Source organism: Paenibacillus sp. FSL M7-1046 (genome assembly GCF_038007405.1).
GTDB lineage: Bacteria > Bacillota > Bacilli > Paenibacillales > Paenibacillaceae > Paenibacillus_AQ.
On the sequence record NZ_JBBOXB010000001.1, the window covers coordinates 588,315 to 603,475 of the forward strand.

A 15,161-nucleotide genomic window follows, 5' to 3' on the forward strand; every position below is an offset into this window, starting at 1 on the left:
CTACATATTTCGAACAAGATTTCTTGCCCATTTATTTGATCTGTATCTGAAATAGCCAAAACCTGCCTTCGCAACTTCCTCGAAAACGAACAGCATATACACGATCTCGACGGGCAGGTGAAAGACATACACCCCAACAAACACTAACGGAAGAGCAATAAGCCAGGTCGTGACTAAAACTAGCTTCATTGTGTACAGATTATCGCCGCCCGCTCTGAACATGCCGACAATCCACAGGTTATTTAAGAAGAACATGATCATCACTACAGCTTGAATGACCATCACATGCCGGAAGGAGGTTCGCACCTCAATGCTAATGTTGGGGAATAGATGTACAATGTACGGATTTAGCAGCAGTATAAGAGCTCCAACGACTACACCCGAATAGAGGGCAATCCGCGTGAATTTACGGGCATAAATAAGGTATTCACCCGATTCGACTTGACTTAACTTCTCGCCAATCATGACTCTGGCTGCGTACGCAAACCCGAAAATTCCCATCATGAAATATCGGTTAAACGTGAGCGCTAATTGGTAAGTTGCTAGAGCAGCCACTCCTAAATGACCAAAGGCTACCGCATATAACATATTGCCAACCGACCACATCCCTTCATGGAACAAGAGCGGCAGTGTGGTTATGTATATTTTTCGGGCAAAATCCCAGCGCAGAGAAAGAATTTCTTTCAGCGTGACATTGAAATAATATTTGTTCCAATAGACATAACCTAGTAGAATAACCGCGCTGAGCATAGAGGATACTAAGGTTGACCAGGCCGCTCCAACAATACCGTACACAGGAAAACCAAGCTTCCCGTAAATAAGCGCATAGTCCAGTAAAATATTGACGAACATAGCCATAACCCCAACAATCAGAGTCAGCTTCACCTTACCTATCGAACCCAATGCGTTGCTAAAAACATCTTTGATAGAATTAATTAAGAAAACGAATACGATCACAGATAAATATTGAACGCCATATGCGATTGCCGATTCATCCTGGATAAAAAGTGAGATTAACGGCGCTTTAAACATAGAAACTAGAATAAATACAACTAATGAAAGGAGGATGCTTGAGATCAGCATAAGAGCAAATGCTTTTTTAACATTTACAAAGTCTTTTACTCCATAAAATTGTGTAATGTAAGCTGAAATACCATAAATCGCTGCAAGAAGCATTCCAAGAATAAAGCTGATTTGACCCACAGCAGCCGTTATGGCAATCGCCGTATCCCCTAATCCTCCGACCATTAATGTATTGATCAAAGAAAATGAATTCCCGAGTAGCATTTGAAGTACGGAAGGGATGACTAACCTCTTCATGTCTTTACGAAATTGCATATCAGAACCGTTCATCTCTGCCCCTATTGCAGTTCATCCGGAAAAATTGGATTTGACCATGCAATATTCCCTTCGAAATCAATGCATTCCACGCGAATATACTGCTCTGTACCCTCTACCTTGAACTCGCCGCTGGTAATGGGAGAAGCATCTTTGTTATATAACGCACGCCCATTACTGGGATGTGTAATAAACTTAATAAATTTTACCGGTGAGCATTTGATTTGCAAGAAGCCATTCTCTACCCGCAGATCCAAAATTTCCGGCCCCTGTGAAGAGTAGAACTGTCCGCTCTTTAGCGCCGTGATCAACGTTTGCTGCTCCAGCTTGTCCGCATCGACCGAAATCCATCCACCGAAAAATTCCGACATTACCTCATCTATACGCCCACCATGGGCATCATCGGCAGCCACGCCGAACACTTTACGCCCGTTCTTCAGTAAATAATCCCAATGGCGAACGCCGTACCCGACAGCTTCGTCGATTTCGGACTGGTGATTATAGATTTCTACCGCAAAATAGTTCTCTAGCTTCAGCAAATCCTCAGCGCGGTTTCTGGACCATTCCGGATGATTCATAATAATTAAATTCCCTTTATGCCTCATCTCTTCAATCAGGGCCTGGATCGTATCCAAGCTTTTATATTCCGGCTTCGCATGTTCTTCGTCGTGCTCGAATCCGTATTCTGAGCCTAGCGATTTATCGAAAAGCCCGTGTATATGGTATTGCTGGCCCGTTTCTTTCCTGCTCATTTCACATGCCATTTCATAACCATCCAGCATGATAAATTTTTCGTCGTCATAGCTATCGGATTTGAAATAAATTTCATGATCGCTTAAACACATGAAGTCATAACCCTTATTCTTATAAGCTTCGATTACAACCTCAGGAGCATATTGCCCATCACTGCGAGTTGAATGGGTATGGAGATTCCCTTTAAATTTGCGCTTACTCTCGTCTAAATAGATTTTTGACTTCATAGCTATTCTCCTCCCTGCAGCAAATCGGATACAAATACAGGGTTGGACCATGCCACCTTCCCTGCGAAGTCAATACATTCCACGCGAATATATTGCATATCCTTATCGACTTCCATGGACGCTTGAGTCAATGGCTCACCGCTCTCAAAATCCCCTATAAAAGCTCCTCTTTGGGGAAATGATTTAAACATAATAAATTTACAGGGAGAGCACTCGATCGTGAGTTTGCCGTCCATCACCCGCAGATCGTAAATTTCCGGACCGCTGCTGGAATAAAATTCACCTTGCTTCAAGCTTTTCACAAGGTCCACTGGGTTCAGCGCTGCCGATTGTACCTGTACCCAGCCTCCTCCGTACTCAGGAATTCTCCAATTCGGATCATGTTCGTGAGAATCATCCGCGGAAATACCGAATACTCGTTTGCCATTCTGCAACGCATGATCCCAGTAAGCTGCGCCATAAGAGCTTGTGGTCGACCACTCCGTAGCGTGGTTGTAAATCTCAATCGCGAAAAACCCATCATATTTAACCATGTCTTCAAATCGAGTCAAGTGCCACTCCGGATGGTTGAAGATGACCAAATTCCCGTGCGCCCGCATTTCGTCAATGAGCAGTTGGGGCGAGTGGTCCCCTACCCATGGAATCGGCACCGGGAACTGCTCTAAATGTTCGAATCTTTCCAGCTCTGAATCTGCAGTAGGATCATTTAACACACCGAAATGGTAGCCTGGATTTTTATCTGCAACCTGGTTTAATCCCCCTCTTTCCATCCCTGGGAGAGTGACGAAGTCAACCGTATTGAATTCTTCCGTTCTGGCATAAATATCGTGGTCGGTAATCGAAATGAAATGATAGCCCTTGGCTTTAAAAGCTTCTACTACTTGTACTGCAGGTAAACTGCCATCCGACCAAGTGGTATGAAGATGCAGGTTGCCTTTATATTTAGTCTTTTCCCGGTCTAAATAAACTCTATTATTCATAACTTGCCCTCCTAATAATTTAAGTTGCTTTCATGTGTTTTTATTTTGTTTTCTGTTGTTGTTTTGATCATACAACCTGGAGTAAGAGCCTTTCAAGCCATTCGCTTATAATTAACAGTGGGCTAACAAAATTCATCATCCGTTAATAAAATTGCAGCTTACGGACATCAAAAACGGACATAAAAATAGAAACGGAAGAGTTCTTTTATGGACGTCTCCCGTTTCTCAGAGCAATAAATATTATATTTTCAATCATACCCTGCTTTTGTTAGTCCAATATTATGCGTAATCATAAATACAGCAAGCAGCCATACCTTTGTACAAACTAAAGAAACCTAAAAGTTTGCTAGACCTTTTAGGTTTCCATGTTATTCTTTATTAGCAACAGGAGTCAGGGTTCAGCTTCTTAAACACCTCAAAGCTCCGGGCCGCACATTCAGAAATCGGGATGGGATGGAAACCATTGATTTCTGCATACAGGATATCATTTAATGGTGCAGTCCATGAGCTAGGGATTGCCTCTGCTCCCAACATAGCTCCCATAATAGAGCCGACTGTGGCCCCGTTGCAATCTGTATCCCAGCCACCCAGAACCGCTGTGGTAATGGATTTTTCAAAGTCCCCTTGACCGAAGATCAGTGAAGCCGCCACCAAAGCCGCATTGTTGTTGGTATGAACCGGATTATAGTGTTTGAAGGCTTCCCATATCCGGTCAACCAACTCCACTTGATCCTTCGTGCTACGTGCAATCGCAACAGCCTCCCTAACATCCTTCGCCAATCTGCTGGCAGCAGGAATCTCGCTTAAGCCGATTTCGACGATCCGCTCAGGATCGCGTTCCGAGAATGCAGCAGCAATCATGGCTGCTACAAACATTTCTCCATATATGCCGTTCTTTACATGAGAGAAAGAAGCATCACGCCAAGCCAGTTCAGCCGCTAGCTCCGGTTTTCCGGCTGCGCCATAGGCTAATCCGTCTGCCCGGATCTGGGCACCGATCCATTCGCGATAAGGATTCAGATAGGTACGGACCCAATCCTTCTGCTGTTCCCAGTCTGAATTCCGGGCATTCCCTTCATTTTTCAATAAATTGTTAAGATGTGAAGTTACCTGCGCAAAGTTTAAATATGCCTGCGTCTCAGCTGTACATACCTGAGAATAAGACAAAACTCTATGCCATAACAGACCCACATCCCAAGAATCCCACTCCAGCCCTTTTTCTTCCAGCATAATGAGGCCAAGGACCGTATACCGGATATCATCGTCGCTCTCCATGTAGCGGATGTTTTCACGCAGGCTCTTAGGGGAGACATTAGCAATCTTCAGGCCAACTTCCTTTTGTGCACGGGATTGGGCAGGTACGTAAGTCGTTATTGGCCATGCGTCTGCACCTTGGAACCAAAGTTGAACATTCTTCCAGCCTGGATTGCCGAAGCTGCCGGCCATATATTCCCACTGCTCAAGGGGTTTGCCAAGTGCACAACCAACACTCCGTCCAAGCCATGCTCCATAAAATTTGTCCCGCCAGACTGACTCGGAATGTTGCGGATGAAGCACTCTCGGCCCTTCTGGACGCTTTTCACGGATTTCTTCCAATTCAGATGGCTCAACAAACGGGAAATCCGGTCTAATCGGAAGCCTCATCAATTGTTCATATATTGCCATCAATTGCTCACGATCATTGCCTGCCGCCTCTATCTTTTCAATAAAGCCTTCTGTATTGCAGCCCTCATCTCTGCGCTGAATAACCTCTTCTTTCACCAAGCGCTCTAAACTATCCCATCCTGCCATGATACGCACCCCAAACTTTGTATTTTATATTCATTATAGAACCCGTTTGGAGGAGAGGCTTCTCAATAACTATAGGAAAATTCTCAAATATTGCGAAATGTTTGATATTGCTGCCGGTATTCAATAGGAGAAAGCCCAATGATTGACCCAAATAAACGGTAGAACGTCGATACGCTTTGAAACCCACTTGAGAAGCATACTTCTGTGACATCCAGGCTGGTATTCACGAGTAAACGCTTCGCCTCGTTCAATCGGGCCTGCAGGAGGCAATCCTTGAAATGGCGCCCGGTTGCTTCTAGAAATACATGGCTTGCACGTGAGGGGCTGACTCCCAGATATTTAGCAACCTCCTGAAGGGTTAAAGCTTCCGTGTAATGTTCCTTAATGTAATCCATCAGTTTCCGGTACTCCCTGATCGTACGTGTCAGCTTCTGCCAATCCTTCTGTTGCAGTGGGATCGAGCGATTCCGAAGCAGGAGGGTACATATATGCAGCAAGGTTGCTTTTACCATGCTGGAGTAACCCTCCTGTTTATCGACAAGCTCGGATCGGACCCGTTCGATGAGTTGTCTTAATTCAATGGCTAGGGGTTCGCTGTGTGGAATCCGGTTCTGATAGAGTCCGTTAGAATAACAAAAAGGAATCAGGAGCCTCTCGTCCTCTGTAAGCAACAACCCTGGATCGAAATTCAGAAAGATATATGTACTTGGGTCCTCTTCATCAGACCAGGCAATGTGCAGCTCCGAATGGTTAACTATGAATACATCCCCAACCTGAACAGGGTACGTGTTTTCTCCGAAATGAAACCATCCCTTTCCCGAAATACAACAGCCGATCTCTAGACTGGAATGGTAGTGCAGGGGCTGCATGAATGTGTTCGGTGACCAAACAAAAGCATTTACGGGTATTTCATGCTCATACTGTATGTTTAATTGTTCTCCGTCGCTCATGCATTCACCCTCCTATCGTCCAATATTCATAGAGTAGCATAAGCGGAGTAAATAGGGATATAACGTGTTACTCCATGAAGTTAGTAACTCCATCCATCCGCTGACCGAAATATCAGGATTAAATTGTAAATACACCCTTCAAAAATCATTATCGGAATATTATATTAGTACATGTAGGTCTCTTTTGTTTTAAATGAAATCGTTGATTTCCCTCCTTTAAGATTGGTTGGCACGACGCCCTGCACCTATCTTTTGAAGAGCAAAATTCCGCCGCATGCAAAGAGGGCTCAAGCTTGTCCGCTTGAGCCCTTTACGTGTTATTTACGGTTTCATGAATAGCTATGCCATAGGTACTATTCCAGCTCTGCTTGCATCTGCTGAAGGATTTTCTCCACACAACCTTCCAAACCATTCCTAAATGTATCGACCTCCAGGTCATACACCTCTTCCTTATGGACAAACTCCAGCTGCTCTTTGGCTTGCCCGATTCTGCGGTCTCCTCTTTCCTTTTCCCTGCGCTCAAGCTCATCTAGCGGGCAAAACACGCCCACAGACATCACCGGATATCCGGACAGGCTTTTTTGCCAGTCCTCTCTTGTAAAGGCGTCATGGATCACATGATCCACGATAAGATTAACCCCGGTATCCGCGAACATCGCGATCGTCCGGTGGAAATAATACTCTGTTGCAACAGGAATTAGCCGATTATTGTCCCGGTCCTCCATCTGTTCGATGACAAGGTCGAAACTATCTAGACTATAATGGAAGTAATCCGGCAGTTTGTTTAATAATGCCTTGGCTACCGTTGTCTTGCCGGAGCTTGAAACTCCATTTAATAAAATGATATTTCCCTTTTTCATGCTTAACTCCTCCGGCAATTAATTGCTTTTCTTAGCGATAATATGTGTAAATATGGCTATATCCCTGTATGGACTGTGATTGCCGATTTCAAGCTCCAGCCGCATGGTCTGGTTATGCCATTCTTCAGTCTGCTTAAGCTCATTGTCAGCGATATATCCGTACAGATTATGTATTCCAAAATGACCTTCAATCTCATAACCCGCTTCGTTGAGCCATTCCACTAACTGAGAGTAAGGATATACTGTGATATCCGTTTGAATAATTCCGCTATACTCCCGGCTGCTGCCTATACTTGCAAGCGCATCTTCAGGATCTTTATTGAGAATTGCCTTTTTCATTACCTTCGCCACCGGATTATGAGCGATCAGTGACAAGTAGCCATTTGTGGCCTGGCAGTTGCTGATCTGCTGGATAAAAGGCTGGGGATCCTCCGTATATTCAAGAATGTTATGGCAAAAGATCCAATCGTATTTCCCCAAACTCCCGGATGCCTTTTCAAAAGAATTCTCCAAATAAGACACTTCCGGTCCAGCCTTTTTGGCGAGCTCGATCATCTCATGGGCAGGCTCTACCGCAGTTACCCGATGCCCTTTCCTGCTGTACTCATTACTGGAAATACCGAAACCGCAGCCGATGTCCAATATAGCTTGTGCTTGCTCACCTAAGAACCGGTCTATTTGATCCCAAGCCGTCTGATAAAATAATCGGCCCCAAGGCATTTGCGTATAATGCCAATAGGAATCCAATGCCGCTGCAAAAGCTCCCGCCTTACTCATCGTTTATCCCTCTTTTCAACTTAGATAATGTTACTTAACATCATTGGTGTTGTGGATCAAGTCTCCAACAGAATTCACTGGTCACTTGGCATTGTTGCTGTCATCTTATTATCGAAGCTCCAGGCAATGACAGTTGCACTGTCACGGCCTTTTTCCTGATGTACCTCCATTAGCGCAGCACCGATGCACTCCTTCATATCCTTTGCCGAATAGAAAGCATCAAACAGCTTTTGCGGATTTGCATAGGACTGTGCCCCATATTCCAGAAGACCGTCAGTCGTCATGACGAGCACTTGATGTCCTTCTCTCAGTTCTCTGACTCCAGTTGAATAGCAGGGAACAGGCTGGGCAAAGGTGTTGGCATACCCGATCCATTCATAATAATTCCGCTGGTTCAATAAGAATTGCCCCCGGGCAGCGAGGTCCGGATGAAGCAGGTAGAGTGAGTTGTCACCGACCGACAGCCACCATATGTAATTCTCTTTGCGGGCGCAGAGCAGGCATGCCGTTTCACCGGTCACTTCCCTGCATCTGTTAATGAAGGCTTCCGAGGTAAAGAGGGATAATAGATACTCCTGTAAAGCATCCAAAGCCTGTGATATGGGCTGTGATAGATGTCCGGTAATTTCACTGGCTGCACTGTCAACGGTGCTAACCAGCAGCTCTGCACTTTCTGCCGTTTTATGGGCATCCAGCAACATAACGAACTCCCAGCTTCCGTCCGGGTCAAGCAATACAAAGAGGCCGTCTTCGTTTTTGTCCGCACCTGCTGCAGTATTTCCGCCATAACAGCCGATAGCCATATTACCAAAATTCATGGCCGCAGGATCGTCAAGGTACATTGCGTGACTGCCTACCCAGCTAAACTTAATCTTATCCCGTTCCATTTCCATCTCTATCTCCTATCAATTCACTTTAATACCTCTCTACAATGGACCAGACAATCTTATCGTCCGGGGCATTTTTAGGATACACGAAGCTTGCTTTGATCCGGTTTTCTTTGTCGTAATACACCCTTGCTTTTAGGCCCTGGGCGGAGTCGTAGCTTTGAACCTTGTATTGGTCTCCCAGTTTGCTTTCCACCTCGTTCAGCACTGTCAGCTCGTCACCGGCTTGGCTCATTATTCCATGCTCAGACAAGGTTTTTAATTTGATAATGGCTCCGTCACTTTCATAGACAACGAGGAAATCCTCATAATATCTGTATTCAGCAGCTTTAGTGCTTTTATCCACAAAACTTGGATTCTTCTTGTACGCATCCCACTGCACATCCGCGATATTCTCGCTTACAGCGATTCCATTGATCGTCAGTGAAGACAAGTCCGTAGATTCAACACCGAACGCCGCCACCTGATCTCTTCAGCCCCGTTTTTTCATATACCCACACGCTTTCTTCATGTTATATTTGTAATATCTATCCAAACCGTAAAGCAAGAAAATCAAATTAACTATGCTATAAACCGCCGGGAGGACTGAAGTGCAAATGCTGTGGTCTTTGTTCATTGTGATTCTATTATCGTTTTCGTTCAGGATTGTTCAAAGCGTAATTGGGCTTATCTATAAGCAGCATCTACGGTTCTCTGTCTATTATTGGGGAATTATGGTTATCATTGCAAGCTTATTAATAAAAAACACTTATATCTACAGCTTCCCGAAGAATCTATCTACGGTGCTGCCTTTGTTCTTTATCATTCTGATTATCAATTGCCTCATCTCGAGATCCTCCGGCTATTCTCCCGCAGGCAGGTTTGACCGGTTCAACTTCGTGATTATCTATCCCGTGCTCGAAGAGATTGCCTTCCGAGGGCTGGCTCTGCCTGTTCTCACCCGTCATCACAGCCTCGGCCAAATTCATCATACGCCTGTAATCGAACTCAGCTTCGCTGTCGTAATCACAGCTGCGCTGTTTGCAGTCTCCCATTTGCAATATTATAAGCTGAACAGCCAGAGCATCAGATTTATGATATTCGCATTTGCCGGCGGGCTGTTCTTTGGGCTAATCGCCCAGGTGACAGAGTCTATTGCGCTCACTGTCCCACTGCATATCGCTTTTAACGGTTCAGCGGCCTTTTATGTATATTTGATCGCTAAGAAACAATCCAACTCTATGTATAGCTGATCTCTGCTGCCCAGTTTCGCTCTTCATTTATTTCTATGTATACAAAAAAAAAGCCCCCGACCCTAAACTACAGAGCCAGTGCCTCTTCCGTGATCCGTTTGATATCAATGGAGGACAGTGTTTCCTCATTGACCATATCCGGCAAAATCTCAGCCAGGAAATATTCCACGCATTTCAGGTCTATGTTCTTGATCTTGATCAGGGCATTGCGGTACATAACCACAAATTCCTTTTCCGTATTACCTCTTTGCAGTTCGGCGAATGCCTCGTAGACCTGATCCATCTTGTCGGCTACCTCCAGAATCAGCCCCTCCAGCGATTCATCCTTGCCTTCACGCAATTGATGGAAGAAGATGCTTTTGAAATCCTCGGGAATATGCTCTTCAATGAAATTGTGGACCATACCTTCCTCGACCTGCTGGATTAAAGAACGCAGCTGCAGCGAGGAATGTTTGACCGGTGTTTTAATATCGCCGATAAAGATTTCACCGTAATCGTGGCTGCTCGTAATCTCGTATAGCTTCTTCCAGTCAATAACTGCACCATGCTTTTCTTCGATATCTGCCAAGGTTTTGGCGTACTGCACGACCTTCCAGGAATGGGCCGCTACACTGTGCTCCTCGAATTTGAATTTCCCCGGACAGCGGATGATCCGTTCCAGTTCGTTCAGAGAGCGGAAATATTTATGAATACCCATGGGGCCAGTCCTCCCTTATCTTCATCATATGATCCGGCTGTTTACAATCTCTTAAGCTATTGGAGGAATAGAGATAATAACAGTATAGGTCCCCATTGTTAAATGCGGATTAATCAGTTGACGTCTTATGTTAAAAGAGAGAAAGGCGTTCTCCCGGCACAACATATTACAAATGGCAGAAGGCCTTCCGTTCCCCGTTGTACTCGTTCATCCCCGCCTTACTGCGGAACCTTTCCCCGCCTCAGGTCTGGATTGAAAAACAGTCTTCAGGCCGTTTTGCCGAACTTCATATAGCCTTACAATAAGTACATAGACACCGGATATTAAAAAAAGATTCATTCTGGTAAATCCCAATGGAGAGGACGCGATTCAACCATGACAAAACTATTCCGTTCCGAAAGAGACAAAAAGCTAACCGGCTTATGCGGAGGATTGGCCCGTACACTGAACATTGACGCCACACTTATTAGACTGCTTGTTGCGGTCACTGCCGTCTTCAGCTTCGGCACCGTTGCTCTCATTTATATAGTGGCCAGCCTCATTGTCCCTAAAGAGCCTATTACTAGCTTCACGGATGACTACCATTCTTTTTAATCAATTTAAATTAAACCATTGAAACCATTAAATTCATCCAAACCTAAAGGAGAAATGAACATGAGCATATTCCAAAGAATCACCACCCTGACAAAGGCAGCAATTCACGAAGGTCTGAATAAACTGGAGGATCCGATTCTGCTGACTGGACAATATTTGCGGGAACTCGATGATAAAATTACAGGCGCTGAAAATAAACAACGCGAATTCAAGGCAGCTGCCAATGTGCTGGAGCGTCGTATCTCCGAATATCAAATCCTTGCGGAACGCAGTGAAGCGGATGCGGTCAAAGCAATGAGCGAAGGAAATGAGCCTGCAGCCAGAGCCGCAGTAATGGCTAAGCTGCGCTATCTGGAAAGCGAAGCAGAATGCACGGCAGGTCTGGAAGAAACCCGGCAGACTCTGGCTGCCCTGGAAGTCAGCATCCAAAGTGCCAAAGCAGAGCATGAGCGCCTGAAAGCCAAAAGAACCGAGCTGGCTGCCCGTGCGCGCAAAGCGGAGGAACTGGCGAGACAGCAGGCTCAGAACAGCGGTCACCCTGCTTATCCCGGAACCCGGGGCCATGTTATCAACGCCGGTACAGCATCACGCGGTTTTGAACGCATGGAAGACAAAATCAGCGAATGGGAAGCACTTGCGGAAACCTCCGCACACCAATCTGCTGAGGCAGCTGATTCCCCGGTTAACAGTGCAGTAGAAGCCGAGCTGGAACGGCTCCGCAGCAAGAAAACGGACAGCAGCAAGTAACCAAAATACACAAAAAGGATACTTCCCTTTCAAGGGGGAGTATCCTTTTTGTGTACTATATAGATTGAACTTAAGGTTATAGAGTACAGGATCAGTCGCAACTACGGTGAATATTTGGACTTCCGGCCGCTGTTGTCCCCAAATTTCTTGATTTTAACCGCTATTAACGGTAGAAATCCGAAGACAAAGGCGGACGCTACCACTCCTCCAGTTCCAAAATCCCCCTCCGTTGCTCCTTTCCCTTATCTCAAGTTTTTAAGTTCAATCTCTATAATCAGGGACATCAGGCTTAAACTGCCTGTTAAACCAGCTGGCCTTATCCTCAAACTCTCCCTGCGGGCTCCGTCGACTTGGAATAACGGTTCTCCGGTACCGGTATACCGAGATTTCCGCGCAGTGTATCGCTTTCGTATTCGTTACGGAACAGTCCCCGTTCCTGCAAAATCGGCACCACCCGGTCCACGAATTCCTCCAGTCCGCTCGGTACAGCGGCAGCTATCATAAAGCCGTCTGCCCCACCGGACTCAAACCAGTGCTGGATTTGATCCGCCACCTGCTCCGGTGTGCCAATAAAGCTGCTGCGCGGGGTAGCGGATTGCAGAGCGACCTGGCGCAGTGTCAAGCCTTGCTCCTTGGCATTTTTCTTGATTTTGTCCGTTCCGCTCTGGAAGCTGTTTCGGCCCAATTCGCCAAGCTCCGGAAACGGCTCATCCAGCGGATACTGTGAGAAATCATGATGTTCAAAGAATCTGCCCAGATAGTTCAGCGCGTTCTCAATCGTCACGAGGCCGGCAACCTCCTGGTATTTGCGCTCCGCTTCCTCCGGGGTATCGCCAATGATAGGCGCAATGCCCGGGAAGATCAGCACCTCATCAGGATTCCGGCCGAACGAAGCAATCCGTGCCTTCACATCCCGGTAGAATGCCTGTGCTTCCTCCAGCGTGTCATGTCCGGTAAAGATGGCATCGGCCTCTTTCGAGGCGTAATTCTTGCCGACCTCTGAAGAACCTGCCTGGAACACAACCGGCTGTCCCTGCTTCGAGCGGGCAATATTCAGCGGTCCTTTTACAGAGAAGAATTCTCCTTGATGATCCAGCGTGTGCATCTTGTCCGGATCAAAAAAGACACCGCTCTCCTTATCGCGTACAAACGCGTCATCCTCCCAGGAATCCCATAATCCGCGCGCCACCTCCAAATATTCCGCGGCGATGCGGTAGCGTTTGCCATGGTCAGGATGCTCTTTCTTGCTGTAATTTAAAGCAGAGCCTTCCAGCGGAGAAGTTACAACATTCCAGCCTGCCCGTCCGCCGCTGATCACATCCAGAGATCCGAACTGGCGGGCCACGGTAAAGGGCTCACTGTAGGAGGTGGACAAGGTGCCTACCAGGCCTATTTTGCTGCTGACGGCAGCCAAGGCGCTGAGAATGGTCAATGGCTCGAACCGGTTCAGGAAATGGGGAATGGATTTCTCATTAATATATAAACCGTCAGCTATAAAGATCAGATCCAGCTTGCCTTCCTCGGCCTTTTGCACCCACTTCTTGTATAGCTCAAAGTTCACACTCGCATCAGGCTGGGCTTCAGGATGACGCCACATCGAGGTGCTTCCTCCTACCCCGTGCAGCAGCGCCCCCAGTTTCAGTTGTCTTGGCTTGGTCATATCCATTCCTCCTCTTAATTATTGAATATAAGAAGCTGCGTTAGCACTCTGCTTGATGCGTTCGATCTGGCCAAGGTGGGTCTGTACATGTGCGGCAAACAAACGTACGATGTCCGTAATCCTGACCGTTTCCCCTTTGAAGTTAATGCCGCTTTTCTCCCAGTCTTCCGGGTTGAGCCGTCCGAGGAGCAGGCTGTTGTAGTGAAGCAGGCTGCGGAACAACTCCAGGCTGTCGGCGGCATTCCCGCTGTTGGCATACTGGCCGCTGACCCAGGCATCCTGATTAAAGACCGGCAGCTGCACTTCGGTACCCGCCAGAATATCGCGGATGCGGAATGAAACCACTATGCTGTGATCGGCCAGATGAGCCAGCACCTCGGTTACACTCCAGCTGGCCGGCCCGGCCCTCCATTTTAATTGCTCCTCCGTCAAATCCTCCAGTGCCTGAACCAGCTGCTGATGCGTATTCAAATAATCCCTGATTTGCACATTGCCCATTAGATCCCCTCCAAAAGTTGTCCGGCTTGCGATTGACCCGGTGTCTCAAAGCGTGCTAACGAAAACGGCCGGATATTGTGGCGGGTCTGTCCGTCTGCCGCTAAGTCAGCCAGGATTTCCCCCACAACACTGGAAAATTTGAAGCCATGTCCCGAAAAGCCGCCGGCCAGAAGTACATTCGGATGAAGAGGATGACGGTCGATAATAAAATCCTCATCCGGTGTATGCTCATATTTGCAGACTGCCCCCTTCAGCAGCCGTCCGGCTGCGCCGGGCATATACGCCTCCAGGACACGGCGGAGATCCCCTTCGTCACTCTCTTCAGTGCCGAAAGGAGCCAGCTTCTCACCCGGCTTCCATTCCAGGCCCGTGTCATGCCGCCCGATCTTCAGGCCGGCTCCGCCAATACCGGGAAAGCCGTAATATCCGCCTTCCTCGGTGCCCAGTGTAAATCCGGGGAAGTTTCCGCTGTCAAAGGCAGGCGCACTCTGAAACCAGCCGACAACCTTGCGGATCGCCTTAATCGGCAGTGTGATGAATGGCGACAACGCGCCAAACCAGGCCCCGGCACTCAGAATGGCCGCCCCTCCATGAACCTCCCCGTTCTTAGTGTGGACCGTGACACTTCCTTCGCGCGCAGTCACATGAAGTACTGCTGTATTTGTCAGCAGCTCTGCACCATGAGCCAATGCCAGCCCGCGGTAAGCGGCGATACATCTCTCACTGTAGAGATATCCGGCATCCGGCTCATACATGGCTTCGAACGAATCCGGGAGGGTCAAGGCAGGCCACCTCCGGCGGATTTCCTGCGCATTCAGCTGCTCCACCCTTACCTTACGCTTCCCGGCTTCCGCCAGCTGGCTGCGGAAAGAATATACTGCGCTGTCTGCCAGATTCAGGACTCCCGAAGGTACAAGCAGCTCGGTTCCGCTTTGCTGCTCCGCTTCTTTCCACAGCACATGGGCACGCAGGGCCAAGTCAGTATAGGCGGGGTCACCGCTGTAGGCATGCCTGATCAACCGCGGCTCTCCGTGATGGCTTCCTTCCGTATGCGGCGGATCGAAAGCATCGATCAGCAATGTCTTGATCCCCCGCCGGGCGAGATGATAACCGGCACTCATGCCCATTGAACCCGCCCCGACGATAATCACGTCATAAACAGAGTGGTTC

Annotated in this window: 16 protein-coding genes; 3 read left to right on the forward strand and 13 right to left on the reverse strand. The window is 47.4% G+C overall.

Annotated features, from left to right (window positions below):
• From NYE29_RS02215 to NYE29_RS02255, 9 genes are all read right to left on the reverse strand, one after another.
• On the reverse strand, nt 1–1,320 hold the full coding sequence (locus NYE29_RS02215) for an MATE family efflux transporter (RefSeq protein ID WP_340894155.1): 1,320 nt from the start codon (nt 1,318–1,320) through the stop codon (nt 1–3).
• Nucleotides 1,321–1,361: 41 nt separating this feature from the next.
• Entirely contained in the window at nt 1,362–2,318 is a 957-nt protein-coding gene (locus tag NYE29_RS02220; RefSeq protein ID WP_340894156.1) for a PHP domain-containing protein, read from the reverse strand.
• Between the two features lie 2 nt (nt 2,319–2,320).
• On the reverse strand, nt 2,321–3,298 hold the full coding sequence (locus tag NYE29_RS02225) for a PHP domain-containing protein (RefSeq protein WP_340894159.1): 978 nt from the start codon (nt 3,296–3,298) through the stop codon (nt 2,321–2,323).
• A 378-nt stretch (nt 3,299–3,676) separates the two neighbouring features.
• Entirely contained in the window at nt 3,677–5,089 is a 1,413-nt protein-coding gene (locus NYE29_RS02230) for an ADP-ribosylglycohydrolase family protein (RefSeq protein WP_340894160.1), read from the reverse strand.
• 83 nt (nt 5,090–5,172) lie between these two features.
• Nucleotides 5,173–6,039, reverse strand: coding sequence for an AraC family transcriptional regulator (locus NYE29_RS02235; RefSeq protein ID WP_340894162.1), 867 nt, complete (start codon nt 6,037–6,039; stop codon nt 5,173–5,175).
• 353 nt (nt 6,040–6,392) lie between these two features.
• A complete protein-coding gene (locus NYE29_RS02240) occupies nt 6,393–6,899 on the reverse strand; it encodes a chloramphenicol phosphotransferase CPT family protein (RefSeq protein ID WP_340894163.1) in 507 nt (168 codons plus the stop codon).
• A gap of 18 nt (nt 6,900–6,917) precedes the next feature.
• Nucleotides 6,918–7,676, reverse strand: a complete 759-nt coding sequence (locus NYE29_RS02245; RefSeq protein WP_340894165.1) for a methyltransferase domain-containing protein — start codon at nt 7,674–7,676, stop codon at nt 6,918–6,920.
• 74 nt (nt 7,677–7,750) lie between these two features.
• Nucleotides 7,751–8,569 carry a protein phosphatase 2C domain-containing protein gene (locus NYE29_RS02250; RefSeq protein ID WP_340894167.1) on the reverse strand — a complete coding sequence of 273 codons (819 nt, stop codon included), beginning with the start codon at nt 8,567–8,569 and terminating at the stop codon, nt 7,751–7,753.
• 22 nt (nt 8,570–8,591) lie between these two features.
• Nucleotides 8,592–8,996, reverse strand: coding sequence for a peptidase M56 (locus tag NYE29_RS02255; RefSeq protein ID WP_340894168.1), 405 nt, complete (start codon nt 8,994–8,996; stop codon nt 8,592–8,594).
• A 163-nt stretch (nt 8,997–9,159) separates the two neighbouring features.
• On the opposite strand from NYE29_RS02255, the gene NYE29_RS02260 reads away from it, so the two are divergent.
• On the forward strand, nt 9,160–9,795 hold the full coding sequence (locus NYE29_RS02260) for a CPBP family intramembrane glutamic endopeptidase (RefSeq protein WP_340899584.1): 636 nt from the start codon (nt 9,160–9,162) through the stop codon (nt 9,793–9,795).
• 67 nt (nt 9,796–9,862) lie between these two features.
• Here NYE29_RS02260 and NYE29_RS02265 read toward each other — a convergent pair whose 3' ends face one another.
• Nucleotides 9,863–10,492 carry a YfbR-like 5'-deoxynucleotidase gene (locus tag NYE29_RS02265; protein ID WP_038587382.1) on the reverse strand — a complete coding sequence of 210 codons (630 nt, stop codon included), beginning with the start codon at nt 10,490–10,492 and terminating at the stop codon, nt 9,863–9,865.
• A 375-nt stretch (nt 10,493–10,867) separates the two neighbouring features.
• Between NYE29_RS02265 and NYE29_RS02270 the strand changes: the two genes are divergently transcribed.
• Together NYE29_RS02270 and NYE29_RS02275 are read left to right on the forward strand one after the other, a co-directional pair.
• The gene (locus tag NYE29_RS02270; protein WP_038587380.1) at nt 10,868–11,086 is read left to right on the forward strand and encodes a PspC domain-containing protein; all 219 of its coding nucleotides are present in this window, start codon (nt 10,868–10,870) and stop codon (nt 11,084–11,086) included.
• A 60-nt stretch (nt 11,087–11,146) separates the two neighbouring features.
• Entirely contained in the window at nt 11,147–11,833 is a 687-nt protein-coding gene (locus NYE29_RS02275; RefSeq protein WP_076114298.1) for a PspA/IM30 family protein, read from the forward strand.
• Nucleotides 11,834–12,155: 322 nt separating this feature from the next.
• Here the strand turns inward: NYE29_RS02275 and NYE29_RS02280 are convergent, their stop codons facing one another.
• Genes NYE29_RS02280 through solA form a run of 3 tightly spaced genes read right to left on the reverse strand, consistent with a single transcriptional unit; the run spans nt 12,156 to nt 15,142 of the window.
• On the reverse strand, nt 12,156–13,493 hold the full coding sequence (locus NYE29_RS02280; protein WP_340894170.1) for an LLM class flavin-dependent oxidoreductase: 1,338 nt from the start codon (nt 13,491–13,493) through the stop codon (nt 12,156–12,158).
• Nucleotides 13,494–13,511: 18 nt separating this feature from the next.
• Nucleotides 13,512–13,991 carry a DinB family protein gene (locus NYE29_RS02285; RefSeq protein WP_340894171.1) on the reverse strand — a complete coding sequence of 160 codons (480 nt, stop codon included), beginning with the start codon at nt 13,989–13,991 and terminating at the stop codon, nt 13,512–13,514.
• Entirely contained in the window at nt 13,991–15,142 is a 1,152-nt protein-coding gene (gene solA / locus NYE29_RS02290) for an N-methyl-L-tryptophan oxidase (RefSeq protein WP_340894172.1), read from the reverse strand. Before solA ends, NYE29_RS02285 begins: the two co-directional genes overlap by 1 nt.
• Nucleotides 15,143–15,161 lie beyond the last annotated feature (19 nt).

Bases quoted from the DNA above. Each gene is read 5' to 3' on its own strand.
- NYE29_RS02260 (WP_340899584.1), top strand. From the start codon at position 9,160: ATGCTGTGGTCTTTGTTCATTGTGATTCTATTATCGTTTTCGTTCAGG.
- NYE29_RS02270 (WP_038587380.1), top strand. From the start codon at position 10,868: ATGACAAAACTATTCCGTTCCGAAAGAGACAAAAAGCTAACCGGCTTA.
- NYE29_RS02245 (WP_340894165.1), bottom strand. From the start codon at position 7,676: ATGAGTAAGGCGGGAGCTTTTGCAGCGGCATTGGATTCCTATTGGCAT.
- NYE29_RS02280 (WP_340894170.1), bottom strand. From the start codon at position 13,493: ATGACCAAGCCAAGACAACTGAAACTGGGGGCGCTGCTGCACGGGGTA.
- NYE29_RS02230 (WP_340894160.1), bottom strand. From the start codon at position 5,089: ATGGCAGGATGGGATAGTTTAGAGCGCTTGGTGAAAGAAGAGGTTATT.
- NYE29_RS02285 (WP_340894171.1), bottom strand. From the start codon at position 13,991: ATGGGCAATGTGCAAATCAGGGATTATTTGAATACGCATCAGCAGCTG.
- NYE29_RS02225 (WP_340894159.1), bottom strand. From the start codon at position 3,298: ATGAATAATAGAGTTTATTTAGACCGGGAAAAGACTAAATATAAAGGC.
- NYE29_RS02275 (WP_076114298.1), top strand. From the start codon at position 11,147: ATGAGCATATTCCAAAGAATCACCACCCTGACAAAGGCAGCAATTCAC.
- NYE29_RS02220 (WP_340894156.1), bottom strand. From the start codon at position 2,318: ATGAAGTCAAAAATCTATTTAGACGAGAGTAAGCGCAAATTTAAAGGG.
- NYE29_RS02250 (WP_340894167.1), bottom strand. From the start codon at position 8,569: ATGGAAATGGAACGGGATAAGATTAAGTTTAGCTGGGTAGGCAGTCAC.
- NYE29_RS02215 (WP_340894155.1), bottom strand. From the start codon at position 1,320: ATGAAGAGGTTAGTCATCCCTTCCGTACTTCAAATGCTACTCGGGAAT.
- NYE29_RS02240 (WP_340894163.1), bottom strand. From the start codon at position 6,899: ATGAAAAAGGGAAATATCATTTTATTAAATGGAGTTTCAAGCTCCGGC.
- NYE29_RS02265 (WP_038587382.1), bottom strand. From the start codon at position 10,492: ATGGGTATTCATAAATATTTCCGCTCTCTGAACGAACTGGAACGGATC.
- NYE29_RS02235 (WP_340894162.1), bottom strand. From the start codon at position 6,039: ATGAGCGACGGAGAACAATTAAACATACAGTATGAGCATGAAATACCC.